Origin of the sequence: Thioalkalivibrio sulfidiphilus HL-EbGr7 (genome assembly GCF_000021985.1) — a bacterium.
Taxonomy (GTDB): domain Bacteria; phylum Pseudomonadota; class Gammaproteobacteria; order Ectothiorhodospirales; family Ectothiorhodospiraceae; genus Thioalkalivibrio_A; species Thioalkalivibrio_A sulfidiphilus.
The window spans coordinates 2,457,044-2,479,534 of sequence record NC_011901.1 but is presented as its reverse complement, the minus strand read 5'-3'; the positions used below and the strand labels follow the sequence as shown (position 1 = coordinate 2,479,534).

The 22,491-nt window shown below is 60.6% G+C and carries 21 protein-coding genes, 4 tRNA genes, 1 pseudogene and 1 riboswitch; of the genes and pseudogenes, 17 read left to right on the top strand and 9 right to left on the bottom strand.

The genetic code is table 11. The features are described 5' to 3' along the window. Positions 1–391: 391 nt before the first annotated feature. A riboswitch (cyclic di-GMP riboswitch) is annotated at positions 392–476 on the bottom strand. A gap of 457 nt (positions 477–933) precedes the next feature. Next, positions 934–1,554 (top strand): PEP-CTERM sorting domain-containing protein, encoded by a 621-nt coding sequence (locus TGR7_RS11800; protein ID WP_012638907.1) that lies wholly within the window; start codon positions 934–936, stop codon positions 1,552–1,554. Positions 1,555–1,789: 235 nt separating this feature from the next. On the opposite strand, the gene TGR7_RS11795 is transcribed toward TGR7_RS11800, so the two are convergent. The 3 genes from TGR7_RS11795 to TGR7_RS11785 all read right to left on the bottom strand — a co-directional run bounded on the left by TGR7_RS11795 (position 1,790) and on the right by TGR7_RS11785 (position 5,509). After that, entirely contained in the window at positions 1,790–3,052 is a 1,263-nt protein-coding gene (locus tag TGR7_RS11795; protein ID WP_012638906.1) for a glycosyltransferase family 4 protein, read from the bottom strand. Between the two features lie 175 nt (positions 3,053–3,227). After that, the gene (locus tag TGR7_RS11790) at positions 3,228–4,040 is read right to left on the bottom strand and encodes a class I SAM-dependent methyltransferase (protein ID WP_012638905.1); all 813 of its coding nucleotides are present in this window, start codon (positions 4,038–4,040) and stop codon (positions 3,228–3,230) included. 47 nt (positions 4,041–4,087) lie between these two features. Continuing rightward, complete coding sequence (locus tag TGR7_RS11785) at positions 4,088–5,509, bottom strand: right-handed parallel beta-helix repeat-containing protein (RefSeq protein ID WP_012638904.1); 1,422 nt, start codon at positions 5,507–5,509, stop codon at positions 4,088–4,090. Positions 5,510–6,037: 528 nt separating this feature from the next. Here TGR7_RS11785 and prsR point away from each other — a divergent pair. The 5 genes from prsR (at position 6,038) to TGR7_RS11760 (ending at position 10,755) form a co-directional block, all read left to right on the top strand. Beyond that, positions 6,038–7,399, top strand: coding sequence for a PEP-CTERM-box response regulator transcription factor (gene prsR / locus TGR7_RS11780; protein WP_012638903.1), 1,362 nt, complete (start codon positions 6,038–6,040; stop codon positions 7,397–7,399). A gap of 443 nt (positions 7,400–7,842) precedes the next feature. Continuing rightward, the gene (locus tag TGR7_RS11775) at positions 7,843–8,268 is read left to right on the top strand and encodes an endonuclease domain-containing protein (RefSeq protein ID WP_012638902.1); all 426 of its coding nucleotides are present in this window, start codon (positions 7,843–7,845) and stop codon (positions 8,266–8,268) included. Positions 8,269–8,433: 165 nt separating this feature from the next. Further along, positions 8,434–8,691: a type II toxin-antitoxin system Phd/YefM family antitoxin gene (locus TGR7_RS11770; protein ID WP_012638901.1), complete on the top strand. Its 258-nt coding sequence runs from the start codon at positions 8,434–8,436 to the stop codon at positions 8,689–8,691. Beyond that, positions 8,675–9,061 (top strand): type II toxin-antitoxin system VapC family toxin, encoded by a 387-nt coding sequence (locus TGR7_RS11765; RefSeq protein WP_012638900.1) that lies wholly within the window; start codon positions 8,675–8,677, stop codon positions 9,059–9,061. Before TGR7_RS11770 ends, TGR7_RS11765 begins: the two co-directional genes overlap by 17 nt. 359 nt (positions 9,062–9,420) lie before the next feature. Beyond that, on the top strand, positions 9,421–10,755 hold the full coding sequence (locus TGR7_RS11760) for a VanZ family protein (RefSeq protein WP_012638899.1): 1,335 nt from the start codon (positions 9,421–9,423) through the stop codon (positions 10,753–10,755). Between the two features lie 65 nt (positions 10,756–10,820). On the opposite strand, the gene rfbD is transcribed toward TGR7_RS11760, so the two are convergent. The 6 genes and pseudogenes from rfbD to TGR7_RS11730 form a co-directional block, all read right to left on the bottom strand. Further along, positions 10,821–11,717, bottom strand: a complete 897-nt coding sequence (rfbD, locus tag TGR7_RS11755; RefSeq protein WP_012638898.1) for a dTDP-4-dehydrorhamnose reductase — start codon at positions 11,715–11,717, stop codon at positions 10,821–10,823. Beyond that, complete coding sequence (gene rfbC / locus TGR7_RS11750) at positions 11,714–12,283, bottom strand: dTDP-4-dehydrorhamnose 3,5-epimerase (protein WP_012638897.1); 570 nt, start codon at positions 12,281–12,283, stop codon at positions 11,714–11,716. The genes rfbD and rfbC overlap by 4 nt, the downstream gene beginning before the upstream one ends. 13 nt (positions 12,284–12,296) lie before the next feature. Next, positions 12,297–13,175, bottom strand: coding sequence for a glucose-1-phosphate thymidylyltransferase RfbA (gene rfbA / locus TGR7_RS11745; protein WP_012638896.1), 879 nt, complete (start codon positions 13,173–13,175; stop codon positions 12,297–12,299). Beyond that, positions 13,172–14,241: pseudogene (gene rfbB / locus TGR7_RS11740) on the bottom strand (dTDP-glucose 4,6-dehydratase). The gene rfbA and the pseudogene rfbB overlap by 4 nt, the downstream one beginning before the upstream one ends. 80 nt (positions 14,242–14,321) lie before the next feature. Then, entirely contained in the window at positions 14,322–15,308 is a 987-nt protein-coding gene (gene galE / locus TGR7_RS11735; protein WP_012638895.1) for a UDP-glucose 4-epimerase GalE, read from the bottom strand. Between the two features lie 210 nt (positions 15,309–15,518). Beyond that, entirely contained in the window at positions 15,519–16,850 is a 1,332-nt protein-coding gene (locus TGR7_RS11730; protein WP_012638894.1) for a UDP-glucose dehydrogenase family protein, read from the bottom strand. A gap of 218 nt (positions 16,851–17,068) precedes the next feature. On the opposite strand from TGR7_RS11730, the gene TGR7_RS11725 reads away from it, so the two are divergent. The 11 genes from TGR7_RS11725 to rplL all read left to right on the top strand — a co-directional run bounded on the left by TGR7_RS11725 (position 17,069) and on the right by rplL (position 22,445). After that, positions 17,069–17,153 (top strand) — tRNA-Tyr (locus TGR7_RS11725). A 195-nt stretch (positions 17,154–17,348) separates the two neighbouring features. Beyond that, a tRNA-Gly gene (locus TGR7_RS11720) sits at positions 17,349–17,422 on the top strand. Positions 17,423–17,471: 49 nt separating this feature from the next. Then, positions 17,472–17,547: transfer RNA gene (locus tag TGR7_RS11715), tRNA-Thr, on the top strand. 64 nt (positions 17,548–17,611) lie between these two features. Then, complete coding sequence (tuf, locus tag TGR7_RS11710) at positions 17,612–18,802, top strand: elongation factor Tu (protein ID WP_012638882.1); 1,191 nt, start codon at positions 17,612–17,614, stop codon at positions 18,800–18,802. Positions 18,803–18,920: 118 nt separating this feature from the next. Next, positions 18,921–18,996, top strand: a tRNA-Trp gene (locus tag TGR7_RS11705). A 45-nt stretch (positions 18,997–19,041) separates the two neighbouring features. Beyond that, complete coding sequence (gene secE / locus TGR7_RS11700; protein ID WP_012638893.1) at positions 19,042–19,419, top strand: preprotein translocase subunit SecE; 378 nt, start codon at positions 19,042–19,044, stop codon at positions 19,417–19,419. A 9-nt stretch (positions 19,420–19,428) separates the two neighbouring features. Next, positions 19,429–19,962 carry a transcription termination/antitermination protein NusG gene (nusG, locus tag TGR7_RS11695; protein WP_012638892.1) on the top strand — a complete coding sequence of 178 codons (534 nt, stop codon included), beginning with the start codon at positions 19,429–19,431 and terminating at the stop codon, positions 19,960–19,962. Positions 19,963–20,081: 119 nt separating this feature from the next. Continuing rightward, the gene (gene rplK, locus TGR7_RS11690) at positions 20,082–20,513 is read left to right on the top strand and encodes a 50S ribosomal protein L11 (RefSeq protein ID WP_012638891.1); all 432 of its coding nucleotides are present in this window, start codon (positions 20,082–20,084) and stop codon (positions 20,511–20,513) included. A gap of 1 nt (position 20,514) precedes the next feature. Further along, positions 20,515–21,210 (top strand): 50S ribosomal protein L1, encoded by a 696-nt coding sequence (rplA, locus tag TGR7_RS11685; protein WP_012638890.1) that lies wholly within the window; start codon positions 20,515–20,517, stop codon positions 21,208–21,210. 284 nt (positions 21,211–21,494) lie between these two features. Next, positions 21,495–22,019, top strand: a complete 525-nt coding sequence (rplJ, locus tag TGR7_RS11680; protein WP_049764733.1) for a 50S ribosomal protein L10 — start codon at positions 21,495–21,497, stop codon at positions 22,017–22,019. 48 nt (positions 22,020–22,067) lie between these two features. Then, positions 22,068–22,445, top strand: a complete 378-nt coding sequence (rplL, locus tag TGR7_RS11675; protein WP_012638888.1) for a 50S ribosomal protein L7/L12 — start codon at positions 22,068–22,070, stop codon at positions 22,443–22,445. Positions 22,446–22,491: the final 46 nt, after the last annotated feature.

Genomic DNA, 22,491 nt, shown 5'->3' with positions numbered 1-22,491 from the left:
GACCCTCTTCGTCGACCGCGCGTACTGCCATGTACCACTGGGATGTTGTCTGGCTTCCGGTGGAACTGTTCCCGCTACTGCTGCTTGTGTTTCCTGCGTCGCATCCGGAGAGAAGTGCGATGGCCAGTGCTGATGTCCCCAGTATACTCAACACGCTGCGATGCTTCATTTTCACCTGCTGACACGTATTTTGTGTCCAAAAGAGGGTGGGCTCATGCACTTTGGCTGAGCTGAAAGGCCCTGGATGAGCTGTTCCCGGGTTGCTTGTGAAATTTTGGGATGCGTCCTGCCGAGCGGGTCGTGAGTCATTGGTCGGAATGTGCTCTTGCCCGGAGCGATTCGCTCGTTGTCCGACTGACGCGCATGTTTGTTCTGTAACAATTTGTTTCATTTCGGTAACCCCGCTGTCGTGGGAAAGTCCCGTAGACCGGTAGCTTTGCGTCCCCGCCTTTCGGCTGGGTATGCCTTTGTCGAGAAACCTGGATCTCAATTGCCTTGGCTAGTGGCTTTCACGTAGGAATAGTCGCTGATCAGGCGATTGGTCTCCGTGATTCAAATCACAGCGTTAGTTGCGCTTCGTCGGGATATTCGTGCCGTTATTCTTGTCGTCGCCGAATCGATGTCGTCCGTCGGAATTATTGACGCTATCTGCGTGGCTGGACTCGGGTATTTGCTCTGAGCATGGGTGCGATTCTGGTTCGATACGTGTGTCTCATTGCTGAGAGCCAGTTCTCTGAATTTTGTGAGGTATGTCGCAAAAACTTACATTCAAATACTGCCCGCTGTTTGTGTCTGGTGGAAAAAGCCAATGTATACAATGTGATATGGATTCTGGCGCGATATTTGCTTTTATGAATACGGAAGTGTCCCTGGGTTCTGTGGTGGGTCTCCGGGGCGATAAATCCACAAAACGGAGTAGTCATGGAGAGGACAATGAAGCCACTTGCCGTATTGAGAGACCTGCTGTTTGCGTCGATTCTGATCGGCGCGATGTCAGGGACTGCCCATGCTTTTGAAATCTGGGACGAGCACCCGAGCGGTGAATTGCACCAGTACATGGTAGTGTATTTCCAGGGTACCTGGAGTGAGGCCAACGAGGCCGTTTCTCTAATCGATGGTGGTTGGCATCTGGCAACGATCACCTCTGCAGCGGAGCAGTCCTTCATCGAGAACAGCCTGTTTTCCCCTGAGGGAGATAAATATTCACGTCTCGGGAAATACTGGCTCGGCGCCTGGCAAGACGCGGATGCGGCAAACGCCTATGAGGGTTGGAACTGGGTGACCGGTGAGGCTTGGGACTACACGAACTGGGATTCCAATTTTGACAGTGATGGCCTGTCCGAGGAGCAGAGGTGGCTGTCCATGCATGAGGCTATGGTCTGGATGTGGGATGATGCACATGAGGACATGGGGAATGTGGCCCGTGTTACGGGCTACATCGCGGAGCGATCTGGCGCCTCTGTTGGTGTGCCTGAGCCCGCGTCGATCATGCTTATGGGGCTTGGTCTGGTTCTGCTCGCCGCATTCAGGCGTAGGGTCTGGAATCAAGGCTGAGGTGTCTCCTCACGACAGTTTGCGCATGTGTTACCCCTGAATCGGGCCGGCTATGCCGGCCCGATTCGTTTGGTGCGATTGTCAGATTGAGCGGGCCAGGGATTTATGGTGATCTAATGGTGCGGCGCGATGGGGTGTCGGTATTTTTGACAGGATATTGTTGTGCTTGATCTTGCTCCGACAGCGATCTTCTCAATTCATGGCAACTGTCAGATCGTATGCGGATAATCAGGGCTTAATCTCTGATCCTAATCACGCGCTCAAGTTGCTCCCGGATGGCGTCAGCGTCAAAGGCTGTTTTTACGAAGGCGCGTGCCGCCTGTCCCATTCTGCTGATCTCCTGAGGTTCCGCTGCCAGCCTGTTGAGCCGCTGAGCCATCCCGATAGCATCGTCGGCGATCATCGCATCCTTCCCATCAACAAATCCGATGCCCTGATTGCCCAGTGATGTGCTCACGATGGCCTTGCCGAGGCAGGCGAGGTGGAGATTCTTGATGCGCACGCCGCCGCCTGAGACGATCGGCGAAATGGCGATGCCGACATGGGCGAATCCGGATTCCAGGTCATCGACGAACCCGTGGCGGATAATTGTGAGGTTGCGGCTGCCCAGTTCGATATGATCGAGGGGCGCGTCCAGCCCGCAGAGGTGTAGGGTGAAACCAGGTTCAAGCCGAGGGGCCACTTCCTCGCAGAACCATTTCAGTGCATCAACATTGGGTTGGTGGAAAAAATTCCCTACAAACAACAGTTCCCTGGGCGATACAAGTGCGGTGGTCTCTGGAATGCCATCGCACTGAAAGTGCACAGGAATGGATTTCGTCCGAGACCGGAGGTGAGGATAGCAGGCATGCAGATATGCTTCATCTTCCGGGGTCAATGCGATGATGCGGTCTGCGCGAGAATAAATGGTAAGACCGATGAGGTAACAGGTAGCGATACTCAGTGCCAGCCGAATCGACTCCAGGCCATGGGATTCGTTGAAATCCATCACCAGCTTGCGAATCAGTACCTCATGATCTCTGAGTATCACGGGATAACTCGGGCGTGGCTGGAGTGAAAGGAACAGGCCGGGGCCTATGAATTCGATCAGCAGACGTTCGCAATCGTGCAGAGAGGTCGCTGCGATCGCTGGCTTGAGCAGTAATGGTCTGCACTGGTCAGGGACCGGTATGGGATAGGTCAGGAATGCGGAAACCTGCGAGCGTAGTCCAGATTCGCGGTCAAGCTTCAGGAGATCTAGCAATGTCGGGTTGAAACGCTGCTTCAATAGATCCTGCAGTCCGGCCAGTGCCTGCGCGCCACCACTGCGATTGCCTGGTTCGAACGGCGCCAATACGGTGAGATCGTTGGTGTCACCCTGATTATTTTTTTTGCGGGGTACCAGCAACAGCAGAAGTGAGGCCAGGGTCAGGGGGATCCAAGCAACGAATATGAGCAGTAGTGCGGGTAGCTTGGTGGCCTGTCTGAATTTGTGTGCTAGGCGTCTGTTGACTGCCATGGGTATCGGGTGTCCACCAGTGTCCGAGTTCCGTTCCCGGGTATTTTGAGCGAAGCTAGCGAGAACTGTTCGTTGAAGGGCAGGCTCTGCTTCCTCCTGGGATTCGTTTACGGTGATATGACTGTTAGGCGATGATTAAGGCTGAACAGGGTTATTCATCGCCCAGGCCGCAATGTCAGGCGCTGCCGGTCTTCTTCATTCCTATCGAAATAAATGTGTACTGGTGTTCGTATGGGTGCCAGCGTACCACTTTGTCCTGGCATCGCAGATCCAGATCGCTCGTCAGCCCAAGGCCGTAACCTTTCGCGATTTCTACCCCCTGTAGAATTTCATCACGATCAAAAACATGAATCGGCGCGCCATAGGCCGTGAGGCCTTGAGTGTCGGTCGGAGTTTCGAAGTAATCGGTGGATGTGATCAGTACTCCGCCAGGCTTGAGGATGCGGGACATTTCGCGGAAGTAGGCCTCCAGGTCGACACCGTGTTCTACCACGCTTAAACAGGCGATGGCATCGAAGTGTCCGTCAGGGAAACGGGTTCGGGTGATATCGCCATTTTCGAACTGGATACTGCCTTGGCGAAACGGCTTGTCAAATACCAGGTTGATGCCATGAAGATTGCGGTACCCGTAGAGGTAGAGCCACGGCAGGAATCGTGAGTAGGTTTCCGCACCAGCATCAAGTACGACCGCATCGGTGGTTGTGGCCTCCAGGACCGCTCTAAGTGCCGCCAGCGTGTCCCAGGTTTTGGGTGCGTCTTCACAAGGCGGTAATTTGAGGGAATTGGCTTCGGCCACGCTCTGCGAGACTTCCTCCTGGCTCATGAGCGCCCGGTTGATCCGGCCAGTGGAGGGCCAATCTCGCCGCGTGCCGCCCCAACGCAAGCGCATGTAAGCGTCGAAGCCCCACTGGGTGTTCAGCAGCGCCTCCCGGATTGAACTGCGAGAGCGCGATAGGGTTGAGGGCTGAGTGCTTGCTTCGGTGTCCATGGGCAAATTTCCTTGCGAGTTATCAGCAGTTTTTACCATGTTCGCGGTTACGTAGAAACCCTTGTGTGACTGTAGGCGCCTATCGCAGGTGAAGGTGCAAAAAAATGACCATCATAATCTGGTAACGCATCACCATGACGCTCTTTCCCGAGACCAATCGCGGGGCTGTCGGCCGCCAGGCGGTAATCCCCTGCGGCAGGGTTCAGGAACTTCGGGTCCAGGCCTTTGATCGTGCCTTCTTCCATGGCCAGGCGACGATCATGGTGCGGACCCCTGTAGCGTTGGCGGTCCCGGGCATACCAGAGGTTCCATCCCAGGGTGAAGGTTTCCGGGTGTGAGTTGCGGCCGGGGCTCACATAGCCCCGGGTTTCCGAGGCCTTGAACACGATCAGGTTGTTGATGAACTGCCCGTCGCGCCCGATGGCCAGCTCCGGGTGTTCCTCCAGCAGGCGCACGATGTACCCCTGGGGATCGATGAGGGTGTTGTGGGCGGCCAGACACTCGATGCAGCCTGTGAAGGCGATCGCGGTATCGCCCGAGCGATAGAAGATGTTGCTCAGGACCCGGATGCGTGCGGCCTCGAAGGGGGCGTCCAGCGGGCGGAAGTACGGGGTACCGGTGTGTCCGCCCAGGTTGACGGAACGTGCCGTGACGCCGATGAAGCGATTGCCGTGGATAAGGATGTCGCTGCTGCCGCCCTTGGTCTGGACGGCGGTGCCGGGGGTCTGCCGGAAGGTGTTGCCGGAAATGAGCCCGTGATGGCTGCCGACCATGTCGATGGCCTCGCCTTGATCGCAATTCGCGAATTCGCTTCCCAGGATCTGGAAGTGGTCCACACCGCTTAACTTGAGGCAGTCGTTGTTCTGGCCGCGGCCGACATCCTGGATCTTCAGGTGTCTGAGGATGATGGGGCCAGCGGGTGACGCATAGTCACCACCATCGTCGATGCTGATGCCGTGGGGGTAGGTGTTGCGAATGTGCAGGCCTTCAATGACCACGTAGCGTGGATTGCTCAGGTGAAGCCCGGCGATCACCTCTTCGGTCTGACTGCCGTCGATGATGGCATTGCCCTGGCCGAGGATGGCGATGGGGGCTGACGCCAGACCCTGGAGTTCCGGGAGTGTGCCCAGGGGTGGGTACACGCCTTCGCCAAGGTGGATGCGGGTGCCAGGCGTCGCGTCTCTGGCGGCCCGACTGAGCGTGGCGAAGGGGGCGTCGGGGCTGCCATCGCCGCTGGTATCGTCACCGCTCGTGGCCACGTAGAGGTCTCTCGTGTACTGCGCATCCCGATCAAAGGCCTCCGGGAGTCCGGGGATGGTTTCGGTTGCGCGCCTGGGCGCCATGGGCTCCGCATAAACGGCGTCGGCGCTTCTGCGCGCCTCGAAGGATTCCCGTTCGCACCCCTGCAGCATCAGAATGGCCAGGGGCAGGAGGAGCAGGGCGGGGATCAGTGTCGGGTGGGGCCTCATTGGGGGCTCATGATTCTGGGTCCGGTGTCGGGGCAGGATTGTGCCAGGCTTGCCTGGGCAGGGCTTTGATCCTGACATCTGGCGGGTGTCGGGTCTACCCCGGTTCCAGGCTGGTGCGAAGGTTTGATCTGAGGCGGTCTGCATGGGGCGGCCCATGGCCGCCCTGTGTGATAGCCGGGCTTGCCGAATCACTGGTACCCTCTGTTTTGCGCTGAGTCCTGCGGGATGACAGCGCTGCAGCACCGCGGGGTATCGGCAGCGGCCTGGTCTTGATGCGGTGCGTGGGTATGGGTTTTGCTGTTTGAGGGCGTCCGGTGGATCGTGACCGGGTCTTTATAATGCGGCTGTTTCTCGGCATTGACCCGGATATTTCACCATGGCGTTTCTGGATGAACTATCCGGTTTGTGGCGATGCCCGTGAACACATGGCCAGGGTTAGCTTGATGGACACAAGGATTGAGGGATGAGGCATTCATTACAACCGAGGTGCCTGGTGGATTTGTGCCGGTTTGACGGCGGGAGGGTTTAATGGCCGAGGCTGACACGCGTCCGACTTTGCTGGTTGTTGAAGATGATCCAGGGTTGCTGGGGCAGCTTCGCTGGTGTTTCGAGGATTTCGAGGTGGCGACGGCGACCACGCGCGACGAGGCCATTGCCCAACTGCGTCGATCGGAGCCGTCTGTGGTGACCCTTGATCTGGGGCTGCCGCCCGACCCCGGAGGCGCCAGTGAAGGGATCGCCACGCTGGAGCAGATTCTGACGCTTGCTCCAGATACCAAGGTCATCGTGGTCACCGGCAACAGTGATCGGGAGAACGCGGTCAAGGCCGTGGGTCTGGGGGCCTATGATTTCTATCAGAAGCCGGTCGATGCGGATCTTCTGAACCTGATCGTCAAGCGCGCCCAGCGCCTGTACGAGTTGGAGCGCGAGAATCGCAGGCTTCGGGAGAACCAGGGGGTGTCGCCTCTGCCGGGGCTGATTGCGGCAAGCCCGGAGATGCTCAGGGTGTGTCGGGTTACCGAAAAGGTGGCACCGACAGATGTGACGACGCTGTTGCTCGGCGAAAGCGGCACCGGCAAGGAAGTGATCGCCCGTGCGATTCATGCCCTGAGTCCCCGGAGCGATTTCCGCTTCGTGGCCATCAATTGTGCGGCGATCCCGGACAATCTGCTGGAGTCCGAGTTGTTCGGCTACGAGAAGGGGGCCTTCACCGGCGCGGTCAAGCAGACCCGGGGCAAGATTGAATACGCCGATGGCGGCACCCTGTTCCTGGACGAGGTGGGCGATCTGCCGCTGCCCTTGCAGGCCAAGCTGCTGAGATTTCTCCAGGAGCGGGTGGTTGAGCGGGTGGGTGGCCGGGAGGAGATTCCCGTGGATGTGCGCGTGGTCTGCGCGACCCACCAGGATCTCTCGGCGCTGATCCAGGAGGGGCGTTTCAGGGAAGATCTGTATTACCGCATCAGTGAGATGACCATCAGTATTCCACCCATCCGGGACCGGAGTGGGGACACCCATCTCCTGGCCCGTGCCCTGCTGGAGCGCTACGCAAGAGAGCAGGGGCGGCCTTTGAAGGGTTTCACGCCCGAGGCGCTCAAGGCCATGGAGCGCCATACCTGGCCCGGCAACGTGCGCGAACTGGAGAACCGCGTGAAGCGGGCGGTGATCATGGCGGAGGGTAATCAGATCAATGTCGAGGACCTGGAGCTTTCGCCCGAGGGTGAGGATCCGTTGATGCTCAACCTGCGCCAGGTGCGCGACGAGGCCGAGGCTCGCGCTCTGCGCCGCACGCTGCAGATCGTGGACGGCAATATCTCCCGGGCCGCCGAGCTGTTGGGGGTGAGCCGACCGACGCTGTATGACCTGTTGAAGAAGCATGATCTGAATCGGTAGGGCGTGTGGTGGGTGTTCTGGCGAACGGGTTAAGCCCAGAAATTCTAAAGGCTTTTACTCTCGCGGAGGCGCAGAGACGCGGAGAAGTCGCCATAGGGCGGGCCGTGCCCGCCGCAAAGCCTAAAGCTTGTTCTCTCGCAGAGGCGCGGGGACGCGAGGGTGATCAAGCAACAACAGATATCCTCTCACGGGGCCACAGAGCCACGGAGGAAAGAAGTTGATTGAAAGGTTTACCTACCCCTGAGCGCGTAGGGATGCCCAAGGATGGGGATATGAACCAAGGCAAATCGAAGAGTCCCCTCATCCCTCGGGGAGAAAAAAACGTAGGATGGGTGAAGCGCAGCGCACCCATCAGGCCTTGCCAGCATGGGCACGCGTTGCTTAGCCCATCCTACAGAACTTGGCCTCGTCTAAGAGCGTAGGGATTGCCCAAGGATGGGATGATGAACAAAAGCAAATCGATGGCTCCCCTCTCCCTCGGGGAGAGGGACAGGGTGAGGGAAGCTCGGCGCGACAGCCTGCTGAAAAATGCACGTCTGCTGCGAAAGCAGTCAACTGATGCCGAGCAATTGTTGTGGTTTCACCTGCGAGGCCGCCGCCTGGCCGGCTACAAGTTCCGGCGCCAGGTGGTTATCGAGACCTACATCGTCGATTTCTTGTGCGTTGAGGGCAGGTTAATCGTTGAGGCCGACGGTGGGCAACATGCGGAGCAGAGGCGATACGATGCCCGTCGGAGTGCAGAGCTGGAAACCTTGGGGTATCGGGTCATTCGGTTCTGGAATCATGAGATTTTGGCGGATATCGAGCCTGTGCTGGATGAGATATTCCGTGCTTTGAGGAAACCACCCTCACCCCGGCCCTCTCCCTGAGGGAGAGGGAGAAACCGGTACAGACCGGTAACATCGTTTACAGAATAACCTGGTCACATGGTTTACAGAGTAGACCGGTCATACACAGGGTTATTGCTATACGCTGAGCGCGTAAATAAACTAAGTCTGGTTAGCTAAGTCCTTATTGAGGATCGCATTGCCGCCATGGAAACAGTCAACATTCACGAAGCCAAAACCCAGCTCTCGAAGCTGCTCGACGGTGTCAGCAAGGGCAAGCCTTTCATCATCGCGAAGGCCGGCAAGCCCATCGCACGGGTGGTCAGTATCGATGCGCCTGAAGCGGGGCAAGCGAGGAGGCTTGGCTTCCTGACGGGCCAGGTCCAGGTCCCGGATGACTTTGATCGCATGGGGGAAGAGGAGATCCTCGCCCAGTTCGGGGTGGACGATGCACCTGCTGCTTGATACGCATCTGTTGCTCTGGGCCGCCGCTATGCCGGACAGGCTCTCGCAGGAGGCCGTGGCGCTGATCGAAAACCCGGATAACCGACTGGTGTTCAGCGCGGCCAGTCTCTGGGAGATCACGATCAAGCGTAGCCTGGGTCGTACCGATTTCCATGTGGATCCTGCGCTGTTGCGCCGTGGTTTGGTTGAGAACGGTTACGAGGAGTTGCCCATCACGAGCACCCATGCCATCGCCGTCGGTCATCTTCCACCGATCCACAAGGACCCGTTCGACAGGATCCTCGTTGCCCAGGCTGAATCCGAAGGGATGCTCCTGTTGACCGGCGATGATCAGGTCGCCGCTTATCCTGGTCCGATCCAGCGGGTTTGAATCCGCGCCACGCTGGAGCTTGCTGACAGGTAGTGTGACAACCCGATGCTTGATGTTGTCTTGTCGCAGAGACTGCGGTTAGGTTGGTTTCGTGAAGCTGCGAAAACATCAAAGGCTTGTTCTCTCGCAGAGGCGCTGGGGCGCGGAGAAAAAGCATCCTGATCAAAACAGCCCTCCCCGTGCCTCCGTTATAGGGGAGGATTTCGGTTGTTCATTCCCTGCGTCTCCGCGTCTCCGCGAGAGGATGGGTTTAGGGTGGAGGGCATGGTCCGCCCTATGTTTCTGAGCTCTGTGTCCCCGTGAGAGAATAAAACATTGAGCTTGCCATTCTCGGCCCCAGACCACGGCATCACAGGCCCTTGAACCTCATCCCCACACGTATCTGGCGATATGCGGCCCTGGCCTGGCTGGGGGTCGTGCTGTACCTGACCCTACTGCCCTTTACCTTCGGCGACATGAGTCTTGCTGAGGCCTGGGCGCGGTATCAGAACATCCGCTTCGACGGCAGCGGTCCCCGGGCGCGCCAGCAGTGGGTCTCCAACGTGCTGATGTTCGTGCCCCTGGGATTCCTGTGGGCGGGCTGGTGGCTGCATCGCGTGCGCAGTCCCTGGCTGCAGGGGGGCGGCGCCGTGCTGGTGGCGGGCTTCTGCCTGCTGGTGACCGCCAGCGTGGAGTTCCTGCAGTTCTGGATCCCCAATCGTGGCCCCTCCCTGACGGATATCAGTGCCAATGCCACCGGCGGCGTCATCGGGGTGCTGGCCTGGCTGGTGTCGCGCGTGCCGGTTGTGCGCCAGGCTGCCAGAGGCCTGATCCAGCGTCAGCATGGTCCGGGTGCCTGGCTGCTGGTGTATGTGGCCGCCTACGTGTTTGTGAGTCTGCTGCCCCTGGATCTGGTGATCTCGGCGAGGGAGTGGTCCACCAAGCTGGCCTCCGGCCAGTGGGGGCTGTTCGTGGCCGAGCAGGGCTGCTGGTGGGGCGTGCGATGCGTGACCCTGCATGTGCTCGAGGTGCTGCTGATGCTGCCGCTCGGGCTCTGGGTGGCCTGGAGGATGGATGTGCCCGGTTACTGGTCCCTGCTGTGGGCGGGGGCCCTGGGGGTCTTGCTGGGCCTGCTCGTGGAACTGGGACTGCTGGTCACGGTATCGGGGGTTTCCGAGGGGGCCTCGGTACTGCTGCACGGGCTGGGTGCGGTGCTGGGGGCGATGCTGTGGGCTTGGCGGGAGAGGCTGCCGTGGCAGTGGCTGTCTGCCAACCTGCGCAGTCTGCTGCTGGCGATGCTGCCGGTGTACCTGCTGGTGGCGTCGCTGGTGGTGCTCGCGGGGAGTGATGGCTGGGCGACGCTTGAGGCTGCCATGGCGCAGTTGCAGTCCTTGCGCTGGCTGCCCCTTTACTACCACTACTTCATCGCCGAGGGGCAGGCCATCCGCAGTGTGTTCATGAACCTGGGTGTCTATGCCTTCCTGGGGCTCGGACTGTGGCTCTGGGATCTGCGCCGGCCGGCTGGTGCCGTGGCGCACCGGGGGGCATGGGCTGCGTTGTTTGCCTTTTGTCTGGCCAGCGCGCTGGAAATGAGCAAGCTGTTTCTGCTGGGGCTGCGGCCTGACACGGCGGCGCCGATCCTGGGAGTGGTCTCGGCGGCCGGGGTCTATCTGGCCTTGTGGTGGATGCTGGATGGGTTGCGGTGGCGGCGTTAACCGGATATTGCGCCAGAGCGTCGGGTTCCATGCGTTGAATGAGTCCGTGGCCGCGGCCGCTTGATTCAGGACAGGGGCGGCCTGGAATGTTCCATTCGAGCGCGCCAATGAGTGCCGTGATGGCCAAGCCGCTCACGGATAGCTGACTTGTCCAGCACGGTGTAGGCGGGCCTGCTGGCAGGTGTGGGGTAGTCCCGGGTCGGTATGGGAGAAACACGACAGGTCGCGACATCCAGTCCGGTGGAGATGGCCATCTCCTGAATGGCGATGGCGAAGTCGTACCAGCTTGCAACACCGGCATCCGTCCAGTGGTATGTGCCGGTCAGATCTTGCGAGATCGATCGTAATATCACCTCGGCCAGGCTGGCTGCATGTGTCGGTGTTCCAACCTGATCTTCCACCACCCTGAGTTCATCCCGTTCCTGCAGCAGCCGCAGCATGGTGGTGAGGAAATTCCGTCCATGGGGAGCGTAGACCCAGGCGGTGCGCAGGATCAGGAGGTTATCGCCGAGGATATCCCGGGTGGCGATTTCTCCTGCCAGTTTGCTCTCGCCATAGACATTGATGGGGTTCGGAAGGTCGTCGGGGGTGTACGGGCATGATTTCCGTCCATCGAATACATAGTCGGTGGAGATGTGCACCATCCGAGCCCGCACCGATTGGGCAGCACGGGCGAGGTTGGCCGCACCGTCGCGGTTGATCGCAAAGGCAAGATCCGGTTCATGTTCAGCCTTGTCTACGGCGGTGTAGGCGGCGGCATTGATGACCCAGTGAGGTCTGAAGTGAGCCACGGTTTCTGTCACTCTGTCAGCATCACTGATATCCAGCGTGCTTCGCTCCAGGGCCAGGAGTTCAACGCCTTCGGGCATGAGGTCCCGCAGCGCCACGCCCACCTGGCCTGCTGCACCGGAGAGGAGGACTCTTGTGCCTTCCAGGGCGCGCGAAAAAGTCTCTCCACTCATGATGTGGTCTCTGACATATAGGCAGGAAGCTGGTCCGGGGCTATGTCGGCCAGAAACAGGCCTGCCTGGTCCTTCTGGGACAGAGCCGGTGCATCAACAGGCCATTGAATGCCGATGGCCGGATCGTCCCAGCGGATGCTGATCTCGGTCTGTGGCGAATAGAGGCGGGTGCATTTGTAGGCGAACAGGGCCTCATCACTGGTGACGCAGAATCCGTGGGCGAAACCCTCGGGCACCCAGAGCTGGCGTTTGTTTGTTTCGGAGAGGTATTCCCCCACCCATTGCCCGAACGTGGGTGAATCTGTACGTACGTCGACGGCCACGTCGAACACTTCGCCCTTCAGGACTGAAACGAGTTTCCCCTGAGCACCCGGATGTTGCAGGTGAAGGCCTCTGAGAATGCCGTGTCTGGACAGTGACAGATTGTCCTGGACAAAGGGACCCGCTATACCGGCTTCGGCGTAACGGGATGCCTGATAGGTTTCCATGAAAAAACCGCGTTCGTCCCCGAATACCCGGGGCTCGATCAACAGGACGCCCGGTAGTGTTGTCTCTATGACGTTCATAGGTCGGTGGGGGTTACATGAACACCCTGTCCTCGAGTATTTGCAACAGATACTGGCCGTAGCCATTTTTGCCCAGCGGTTCGGCCAGTCTGCGCACCTGTTCCGCATCGATGTAGCCCTTTCGGTAGGCGATTTCTTCGGGGCAGGCCACCTTGAGGCCCTGGCGTTTCTCGATGGTTTCGATGTAGGTGGAGGCCTCCAGCAGGGATTCGTGGGTTCCCGTATCAAGCCAGGCCATGCCGCGTCCCATGACCTGTACGTGCAGGGCGTGCTGTGCCAGATACCAGAGATTGATGTCCGTGATCTCCAGTTCCCCGCGGCCCGACGGCTTGAGTCCGGATGCCGCCTCGACCACCCGGTTGTCGTAACAGTACAGTCCCGTTACGGCGTACCTGGAACGTGGTCTGGCCGGTTTCTCTTCAAGCCCGATGGCTCGACCTTCCGTGTCGAACTCCACTACGCCATAGCGCTCCGGATCCTTGACGGGGTAGGCGTAAACGGTGGCGCCTTCTGTCCTGGCGCTGGCTTCCCTGAGCAGTCGCTGAAGGTCGTGGCCGTAGAAGATGTTATCTCCCAGAATCAATGTGCAGGCGTCGGTTCCGATGAATTCACGGCCGATCAGGAACGCCTGGGCAATACCCTGGGGCTGCGGTTGCACGGCATACTGAATGGATATCCCCCACTGGCTGCCGTCACCAAGCAACTGTTCGAAACGGGGCGTGTCCTGGGGTGTTGAAATCAGCAGGATATCCCGAATGCCCGCCAGCATGAGCGTGCTGAGTGGGTAATACACCATGGGTTTGTCATAGATGGGCAACAGCTGCTTGGAGACTGCCTGTGTCACCGGGTACAGTCGTGTGCCCGAGCCTCCGGCCAGGATGATCCCTTTCATGTTTGTGGTTCCTCGAGTCCGATTCGCTGCAACCGGTAGCTGCCGTCGAGTACGTGCTGCCACCAGTCCCGGTTTTGAAGATACCACTGTACGGTACTGCGCAGGCCGGTCTCAAAGGTTTCGTCCGGCACCCAGCCAAGCTCCTTCTCGATCTTGCCTGCGTCTATGGCATAGCGCTGGTCATGACCGGGTCGGTCCTTGACGAAGGTCATCAGATTCTTGTGGGGCGGTGGGGGGAGTCGGGCAGCAGGTCGTCCAGCAGATCGCACAGGGTGGTGACCACCTCAAGGTTCGTGCGTTCATTGTGACCGCCCACGTTATAGGTCTCCCCCGTCCGGCCCTGCTCCAGGATACGCACCAGGGCGCGCACATGATCATCCACATACAGCCAGTCCCGGATGTTGCTGCCGTCACCATAGATGGGCAGGGCCTTACCCTCCAGGGCGTTAAGAATCATGTGGGGGATGAGCTTTTCCGGAAACTGGTAGGGTCCGTAGTTGTTGGAGCAGTTGCTGGTCACCACGGGAAGGCCGTAAGTGTGGTGCCATGCACGTACGAGATGGTCTGAAGCTGCCTTGCTGGCTGAATAGGGCGAGTTGGGCTGGTAGGGCGTGTCCTCGGTGAAAAGGCCTGTTTGGCCCAGGCTGCCATAGACCTCATCGGTGGATACGTGATGGAAGCGGAAAGTTGATTTCGACTCGCCGGCTAGTGCGTTCCAGTAGGCGCGGGCGGCTTCCAGAAGTGTGTAGGTGCCCACGATGTTGGTGTCGATGAACTCGGCAGGACCCTCGATGGAACGGTCCACGTGGGATTCCGCTGCGAGATGCATGACACCACTGGGCTGGTATTTGCGAAATACCCGATCCAACCCGCTCCGGTCCCGGATGTCCAGCTGTTCGAATTTGTAGCGCTCATCGCCGGCAACTTCGGCCAGGGATTCTAGATTCCCGGCATAGGTGAGCCGGTCCAGATTCACGACATGGTAGTCGGTATGCCTGATGAGGTGGCGGATGACTGCCGAGCCGATGAAGCCGGCGCCGCCGGTGACAAGAAGTGTTCGTATCATTGCTCACGGGGTCCTTGCGCAAGAACTGGTGATAAGGTTCGCCACAAGATCATGATAGGCCCTGGTCGGTGAACCGGACACTACTGGACTACCAGCTTACGCTCCCAGGCCAGGGCGGTCTCCACGATGCGGTCCAGGTCATCCAGTTCGGGGCTCCAGTCCAGGGTCTGGCGGATGGCGTCGGTGACGGCGATCAGCTGGGGCGGGTCGCCGGCACGGCGTTCGGCCTCGCGCACGGGCAGGGGGGCGCCGTGGGCGCGTTCCACGGCCTCGATCACCTCGCGCACGCTGTAGCCGTGGCCGTAGCCCACGTTCAGCGTACAGGACTCGCCGCCGTCTCTGAGGTAATCCAGGGCGCGGACGTGGGCGCTGGCCAGGTCGGTGACGTGGATGTAGTCACGCACGCCGGTGCCGTCGGGGGTGGGGTAGTCGGTGCCGAAGATGATCAGTTCCTTGCGCTTGCCGAGCGCCGCCTCGCAGGCCACCTTGGTGAGCAGGGTGGCGTTCTTCGTGGACTGGCCGATGCGCCCGGCCGGATCGGAGCCGGCCACGTTGAAGTAGCGCAGGGCCACGTGGCGCAGGTTCGAGGCGGCGGACAGGTCCCGCAGCATCCATTCGCTCATGAGCTTGGAGGTGCCGTAGGGGTTGATGGGGGCGGTGGGGGTGTCTTCCCGGGCGAGCCCGCCTTCGGGGATGCCGTAGACGGCCGCCGTGGAGGAGAATACGAAGTGCTTCACCCCGGCGTCCCGGCAGGATTCCAGCAGGTTGCGGGTGGCGCAGGTGTTGTTGCGGTAGTACTTGAGCGGGTCGGAGACCGACTCCGGCACGATGGTGTGGGCCGCGAAGTGCATCACCGTGTCGATGTCGTGGGTCTTCAGGGTCTCGGCCACCAGGTCCCGGTCGGCTACGTCACCCTGCACGAAGGTGCCATGCAGCACCGCCTCCCGAAAGCCGGTGGAGAGGTTGTCCAGCACCACCACCCGCTCGCCGGCCTCCGCCAGCATGAGCGCCACGTGGCTGCCAATATAACCGGCGCCGCCGGTGACCAGGATCCCTTTGTCTGACATGGTGCTGACTCCCTGAATGATAAAACCTTAAAGGCTTGTTCTCTCGCGGAGGCGCGGAGGCGCTGAGAAAGACAAAAAACCATATCTCTCGCGAAGACGCCAAGAAGAGCTTTTGAAACTGTTCGATTTTTTTCTTCGCGTCTTTGCGAAAAACCAGTTTTTGATCTTCCCAGCGTCTCCGCGCCTCCGCGAGAGTACAGGCCCTTGAATTTACGCCGTCTTGCCGCGGCCGATGGCGTAGTAGTCGAAGCCCATGGAGGCCATGTGCTCTGGATCGTAGAGGTTGCGGCCGTCGAAGATCGCGGGCTGCTTGAGGGCCTGGCGGATCTGGTCGAAGTCGGGGCTGCGGAACACGTTCCACTCGGTGACGATGGCCAGGGCATCGGCGCCCTCCAGGGCCTGTTCAGGGCTCTCGCACAGGGTGAGGTCGTCGCGCTTGCCGTAGATCCGCTCGCATTCCTCCTCGGCCACCGGGTCGAAGGCCCGCACCTTGGCGCCGGCGGCCCAGAGGGCCTCCATGAGCACCCGGCTGGAGGCCTCGCGCATGTCGTCGGTGTTGGGCTTGAAGGCCAGGCCCCAGAGGGCGAAGGTGCGGCCGGAGAGGTCCTCGCCGAAGTGGCGGGTGATCTTCTGGAACAGGCGCTCCTTCTGGCGGTCGTTGACCGCCTCCACGGCCTCCAGCAGGCTGGCCTGGTAGCCCACCTGGCGGGCGGTGCGCTCCAGGGCCTTGACGTCCTTGGGGAAACAGGAGCCGCCGTAGCCGCAACCGGGATAGATGAAGTGGTAGCCGATGCGGGGGTCGGAGCCGATGCCCTGGCGCACCTGCTCGATGTCGGCACCGAGCTTCTCGGCCAGGTTGGCCAGCTCGTTCATGAAGCTGATCTTGGTGGCCAGCATGGCGTTGGCGGCGTACTTGGTCAGCTCTGCGGAACGCACATCCATGACGATGACCCGGTCATGGCTGCGGTTGAAGGGGGCGTACAGGGCCCGCATCAGCTCGGCGGTGCGGGGGTTGTCGGTACCCACCACCACCCGGTCGGGCTTCATGAAGTCCTCGATGGCGGCGCCTTCCTTGAGGAATTCCGGGTTGGAGACCACGTCGAATTCGCCCCCGTTGCCGCGCTCCGCCAGGACCTTCTGGATGGTCTCGCGCACCCGGTCGGCGGTGCCCACCGGGACCGTGGACTTGTTCACCACGATGCGGTACTCGGAGAGGTTCTCGGCGATGCTGCGGGCCACGGTGAGCACGTGGGAGAGGTCGGCGGAGCCGTCCTCGTCCGGGGGGGTGCCCACGGCGATGAACTGGAACAGGCCGTGACGGACGCCCTCGGCGGGGTCCAGGGTGAAGGTCAGGCGCCCGGCACGGATGTTGTCCAGGACCATGTCCTCCAGGCCCGGCTCGTAGATGGGGATCTGGCCCTGCTTGAGGCCCTCGATCTTGGCGGGATCGATATCCACACACATGACATGGTTACCGACCTGGGCCAGGCAGGCGCCAGTGACCAGTCCCACGTAACCGGAACCGTAGATGGTGACTTTCATGGGGGGTATGTCTCCTGGGTGTCAAAAATCCGGGCATCCGTGTTCCGGTTGCCGTATGATTCGCGCTCTTCAGATGGCGCGCATCCTAGCAGATGCCCGTGTCCGCTTCATTAAATGGCTGCAGGGGGCGTCGCAGGGCCGCCCGGGAGCGACGCCCTGGGGTGGATTTGCGGTTGACAGGCCGGGGTCCCTGGCCCACAATTAGCGGCTTTCGTTTTGGAGGGGTTCCCGAGCGGTCAAAGGGGACAGACTGTAAATCTGTTGGCACTGCCTTCGAAGGTTCGAATCCTTCCCCCTCCACCAATGTATTCAGGGCCTCCGGACGGGCCGCGACAGCAGGGCCATCCGGGAGCCATCTTCCCCTGGGGGAAGGATTCGAGCCGAAACAGGGTTCGACGGCATCGCCGGGAGCGATGCCGAACGCCGCGACTAAGCGCGGCAGCCCGTGGCGCATGAATCCCGCGCCGGGCGCCGCCGGTCCGGCGGGTCGTGCAAGACGCGGGTGTAGTTCAATGGTAGAACCTCAGCCTTCCAAGCTGATGGTGTGGGTTCGATTCCCATCACCCGCTCCACTGAACTGATGGCCGCAATGCGGTCCATTAAAGTGTTGTAGAGAGTTCGGCCCATATAGCTCAGTCGGTAGAGCACTTCCTTGGTAAGGAAGAGGTCACCGGTTCAAATCCGGTTATGGGCTCCATGTTTGAGTAGTCTCGGGTACTGGCCACAATCTTCTTAAAGAACGTCAACTGGGGTGTTAGACCATGTCCAAGGAAAAATTTGAGCGTAAGAAGCCGCATGTAAACGTGGGCACCATTGGTCACGTGGACCATGGCAAGACGACGCTGACGGCGGCGCTGACGGTGTGTCAGGCGAAGAAGTTTGGTGGTGAGGCCCGTGCCTACGACCAGATTGACAACGCCCCTGAAGAGCGCGCCCGCGGCATCACGATCGCCACCGCGCACGTGGAGTACGAGTCCGCCAACCGCCACTACGCACACGTGGACTGCCCCGGCCACGCCGACTACGTGAAGAACATGATCACCGGTGCTGCCCAGATGGATGGCGCGATCCTGGTGTGCTCGGCCGCTGACGGCCCGATGCCCCAGACCCGCGAGCACATCCTGCTGGCCCGTCAGGTGGGCGTGCCCTACATCGTCGTGTTCCTGAACAAGGCCGACATGGTGGACGACCCCGAGCTGTTGGAGTTGGTGGAGATGGAGGTCCGTGACCTGCTGTCCTCCTACGACTTCCCTGGCGACGACACCCCGATCATCGTGGGTTCCGCGCTGAAGGCGCTGGAAGGCGACGAGTCCGAGATCGGCGTGCCGGCCATCGACAAGCTGATCGAGGCGCTGGACACCTACATTCCTGAGCCCGAGCGTGCCATCGACGGTGCGTTCCTGATGCCGGTGGAAGACGTGTTCTCCATCTCTGGTCGCGGCACCGTGGTGACCGGCCGAATCGAGCGCGGCATTGTGAAGGTGGGTGACGAAATCGAGATCGTGGGTATCCGCGACACCGTCAAGACCACCGTGACCGGCGTGGAGATGTTCCGCAAGCTGCTGGACCAGGGTCAGGCGGGCGACAACGTGGGCGTGCTGCTGCGCGGCACCAAGCGTGACGACGTGGAGCGTGGCCAGGTGCTGTGCAAGCCCGGTTCGATCACCCCGCACACCAAGTTCGAGGCTGAGGTGTACGTGCTGTCGAAGGAAGAGGGTGGTCGTCACACCCCGTTCTTCAACGGCTACCGTCCGCAGTTCTACTTCCGGACCACCGACGTGACCGGATCCTGCGACCTGCCGGAGGGTGTGGAGATGGTGATGCCTGGTGACAACGTGAAGATCACGGTGTCGCTGATCAACCCGATCGCCATGGAAGACGGTCTGCGCTTCGCCATCCGCGAAGGCGGCCGCACCGTGGGCGCCGGCGTCGTATCGAAGATCATTGAGTAGTAAAGAGCTAGAGACAAGAGGCAAGATACAAGATGCAAGAGGTGGGGTGGCGGGCCACGATGGGCGACACGTCACCTCTTGTCTCTTGTATCTGTTCACTTGTCTCTAGCGCATTTCTAGGCCAGTAGCTCAATTGGCAGAGCAGCGGTCTCCAAAACCGCAGGTTGGGGGTTCGAGTCCCTCCTGGCCTGCCACTTCATCGGGCAGTGCGCTCAACGAAACAGGTCCTTTCACGATCCATGGCTAAGGCGGAAGAAACGCAGGGTTCCGGGTTCGATACCATCAAGCTGGCAGTGGCCGTTGGTCTGCTGGTGGTGGGCGTGCTCGGGTTCTACTGGTACGCCGACGAGTCGCTGCTGTTCCGCGTGCTCGGCCTGCTGGCGGTGGCCCTGGTGGCGATCGGGATCGTGTTCACCACGGCCCTGGGGCAGTCCCTGGCGGGCTTCCTCAAGGAGTCGCGCACCGAGGTGCGCAAGATGGTGTGGCCTACCCGTGCCGAGGCCACCCAGACCACGTTGATCGTGATCGTGGTGGTGATCCTGGTGGGCATCTTCCTCTGGCTGCTGGATATGCTCCTGGCCTGGGGTGTGCGCATGTTCATCGGTACCGGAGGGTAAGGAATACACATGGCTTTGCGTTGGTATGTCGTGCACGCCTACTCGGGCTTCGAGAATCATGTCAAGCGTTCCCTTGAGGAGCGCATTGAGCGTTATGGCATGCAGGACAAGTTCGGCGAGATCCTGGTGCCCACCGAGGAAGTCGTGGAGATGCGCGACGGCCAGAAGCGCAAGAGTGAGCGCAAGTTCTTCCCCGGCTATGTGCTGGTGCAGATGGAACTGGACGACGACACCTGGCACCTGGTGAAGGACGTGCCCAAGGTGCTCGGCTTCATCGGCGCCTCCGCCGACAAGCCCACGCCCATCAGCGACAAGGAAGCCCAGAACATCCTGCAGCGCATGCAGGAAGGCGCCGAGAAGCCCCGTCCGAAGGTGCTGTTCGAGGCGGGCGAGGTGGTCCGGGTCATCGATGGCCCGTTCAACGATTTCAATGGCGTGGTTGAGGAAGTCAACTACGACAAGAACCGCCTGCTGGTGGCGGTACAGATTTTCGGCCGATCCACGCCGGTGGAGCTCGAGTTCCACCAGGTGGAGAAGGCTTAAGAGCAGTGGCAAGTGGCTAGTGGCTAGTCTCAAGGATTTTCCTTGCCACTAGCCACTTGCCACTAGCCACTGAATTACCGGGGAGCCTCGCGGCGCTTGTACCCGCTTAGGAGTAAGTAATGGCTAAGAAAATCGACGCTTATATCAAGCTGCAGGTGAAGGCCGGTCAGGCCAATCCCAGCCCGCCGGTCGGTCCGGCGCTGGGTCAGCGCGGCGTGAACATCATGGAGTTCTGCAAGGCCTTCAACGCCCAGACCCAGGGTCTGGAGCCGGGTCTGCCGATCCCCGTGGTGATCACTGTCTACTCCGATCGCAGCTTCACCTTCATCACCAAGACCCCGCCGGCCTCCATTCTGCTGAAGAAGGCCGCCGGCATCACTTCCGGCTCCGCGACCCCCAACACCAACAAGGTGGGCAAGGTGACCCGTGCGCAGCTGGAAGAGATCGCCAAGACCAAGATGCCCGACCTGACCGCGGCTGACCTGGACGCAGCGGTGCGTTCCATCGCCGGCAGCGCCCGCAGCATGGGCCTTGAAGTGGAGGGTGTCTGAGATGGCAAAGTTGACCAAGCGTATGCGGGCGATCCGCGAGAAGATCGAAGCCGGCAAGCTGTACCCCGCCAACGAGGCCTTCGCGCTGCTGAAGGAGATCTCCTCGGTGAAGTTCGCGGAGTCCGTGGACGTGAGCGTGAACCTGGGCGTCGATCCCCGTAAGTCCGACCAGGTGGTGCGCGGTTCCACCGTGCTGCCCAACGGCACCGGCAAGACCGTGCGTGTGGCCGTGTTCACCCAGGGCGCCAACGCCGAGGCCGCCAAGGCCGCCGGTGCCGATATCGTCGGCATGGACGATCTGGCCGCCGAGGTGAAGAAAGGCAACATGGACTTCGACGTTGTCATCGCGACCCCCGACGCCATGCGCGTGGTGGGCCAGCTGGGCCAGATCCTTGGTCCCCGCGGCCTGATGCCTAACCCCAAGGTTGGCACCGTGACCACCGATGTGGCCACCGCGGTGAAGAATGCCAAGGGCGGTCAGGTGCGCTACCGCACCGACAAGGCCGGCATCATTCATTGCTCCATCGGCAAGGTGGGTTTCGAGCCCGACGCGCTGAAGGAAAACCTCAATGCCCTGCTGGCTGACCTGCAGAAGGCCAAGCCTTCCGCCGCCAAGGGTGTTTACATGAAGAAGGTGACCGTCTCCACCACCATGGGGCCGGGCATCGCCGTGGATCAGGCCAGCCTGTCTGCCTGATCCTGATGTGCGCGGGCGCCACCAGGGGCCCGCGAAAATTTGGGTAGGACTGCCGGTGCCGGGGCTCGCCCCGGCCCGGTATCCGTCCAAGACCGCAGGTGCCGAGGGAGCAGGTGGCCCGAGGCTTAATCGCACTGTCAGCCTGCGCAGACGGTGTCACCCGATTCAGGACTTCCTGCTGAGGGGCGCCGTAAAGGTGATCGGACCGATTCCGGTCCGGTTGTATGACTCAGCGACGGTGGTGTGAAAACCCCGTCGTCAAACAGGAGGTAGGTATCGTGCCACTGAATCTCGAAGACAAGAAAGCAATTGTCTCCGAAGTGGCTGCGGTGGCTGCGAGTGCTCATTCCGCGGTGGCAGCAGAATACCGCGGTCTGACCGTCACAGAGATGACCGAGCTGCGTGCCAAGGCACGTCAGTCCAACGTCTATCTGCGGGTGGTCAAGAACTCTCTGGCCCGTCGCGCGGTTGAAGGTACCGATTTCGCCTGCATGCAGGAAGGCCTCGTGGGACCCCTGGTCCTGGCCTTCTCGCAGGATGATCCCGGTGCCGCCGCCCGTCTGGTCAAGGATTTCGCCAAGGAGCACAAAAAGCTCGAGGTCAAGCTGGTGTCCGTGGGTGGACAGCTGCTCGGCCCCGGTGAGCTTGAGCGGCTGGCCAGCATGCCCACCCGCGACCAGGCGATCAGCTTGCTGATGGCCGTGATGAAGGCGCCGCTCGACAAGTTCGCGCGCACCCTCAACGAGGTCCCGGGCAAGCTGGTTCGCACCGTCGCCGCCATTCGCGACCAGAAACAGGCTAGCGCCTGATCGCTACCGTAGTTTATTGAATCGGGTAACACCGTTTAGGAGAACATCATGGCTGTTTCGAAAGAAGACATTCTGGAAACCATTTCCAACATGACCGTGCTGGAGATCGTCGACCTGATCTCCGCCATGGAAGAGAAGTTCGGCGTGTCCGCCGCTGCTGCCGTCGCCGCTGCCCCCGTGGCCGCTGCCGGTGGTGAGGCCGCTGCCGAGGTCAAGGACGAGTTCGACGTGGTGATGACCAGCTTCGGCGCCAACAAGGTGGGCGTGATCAAGGTGATCCGCGCCATCACCGGTCTGGGTCTGAAGGAGGCCAAGGACATGGTCGAAGGTGCTCCCTCCACCGTGAAGGAAGGCGCCAACAAGGACGAAGCCGAGAAGATCAAGAAGGAGCTGGAGGAAGCCGGGGCCAGCGTCGAACTCAAGTAATAGATTGGTTAGTAATTGTTTCGCGACAGTTTCGCGTGACGTTTGG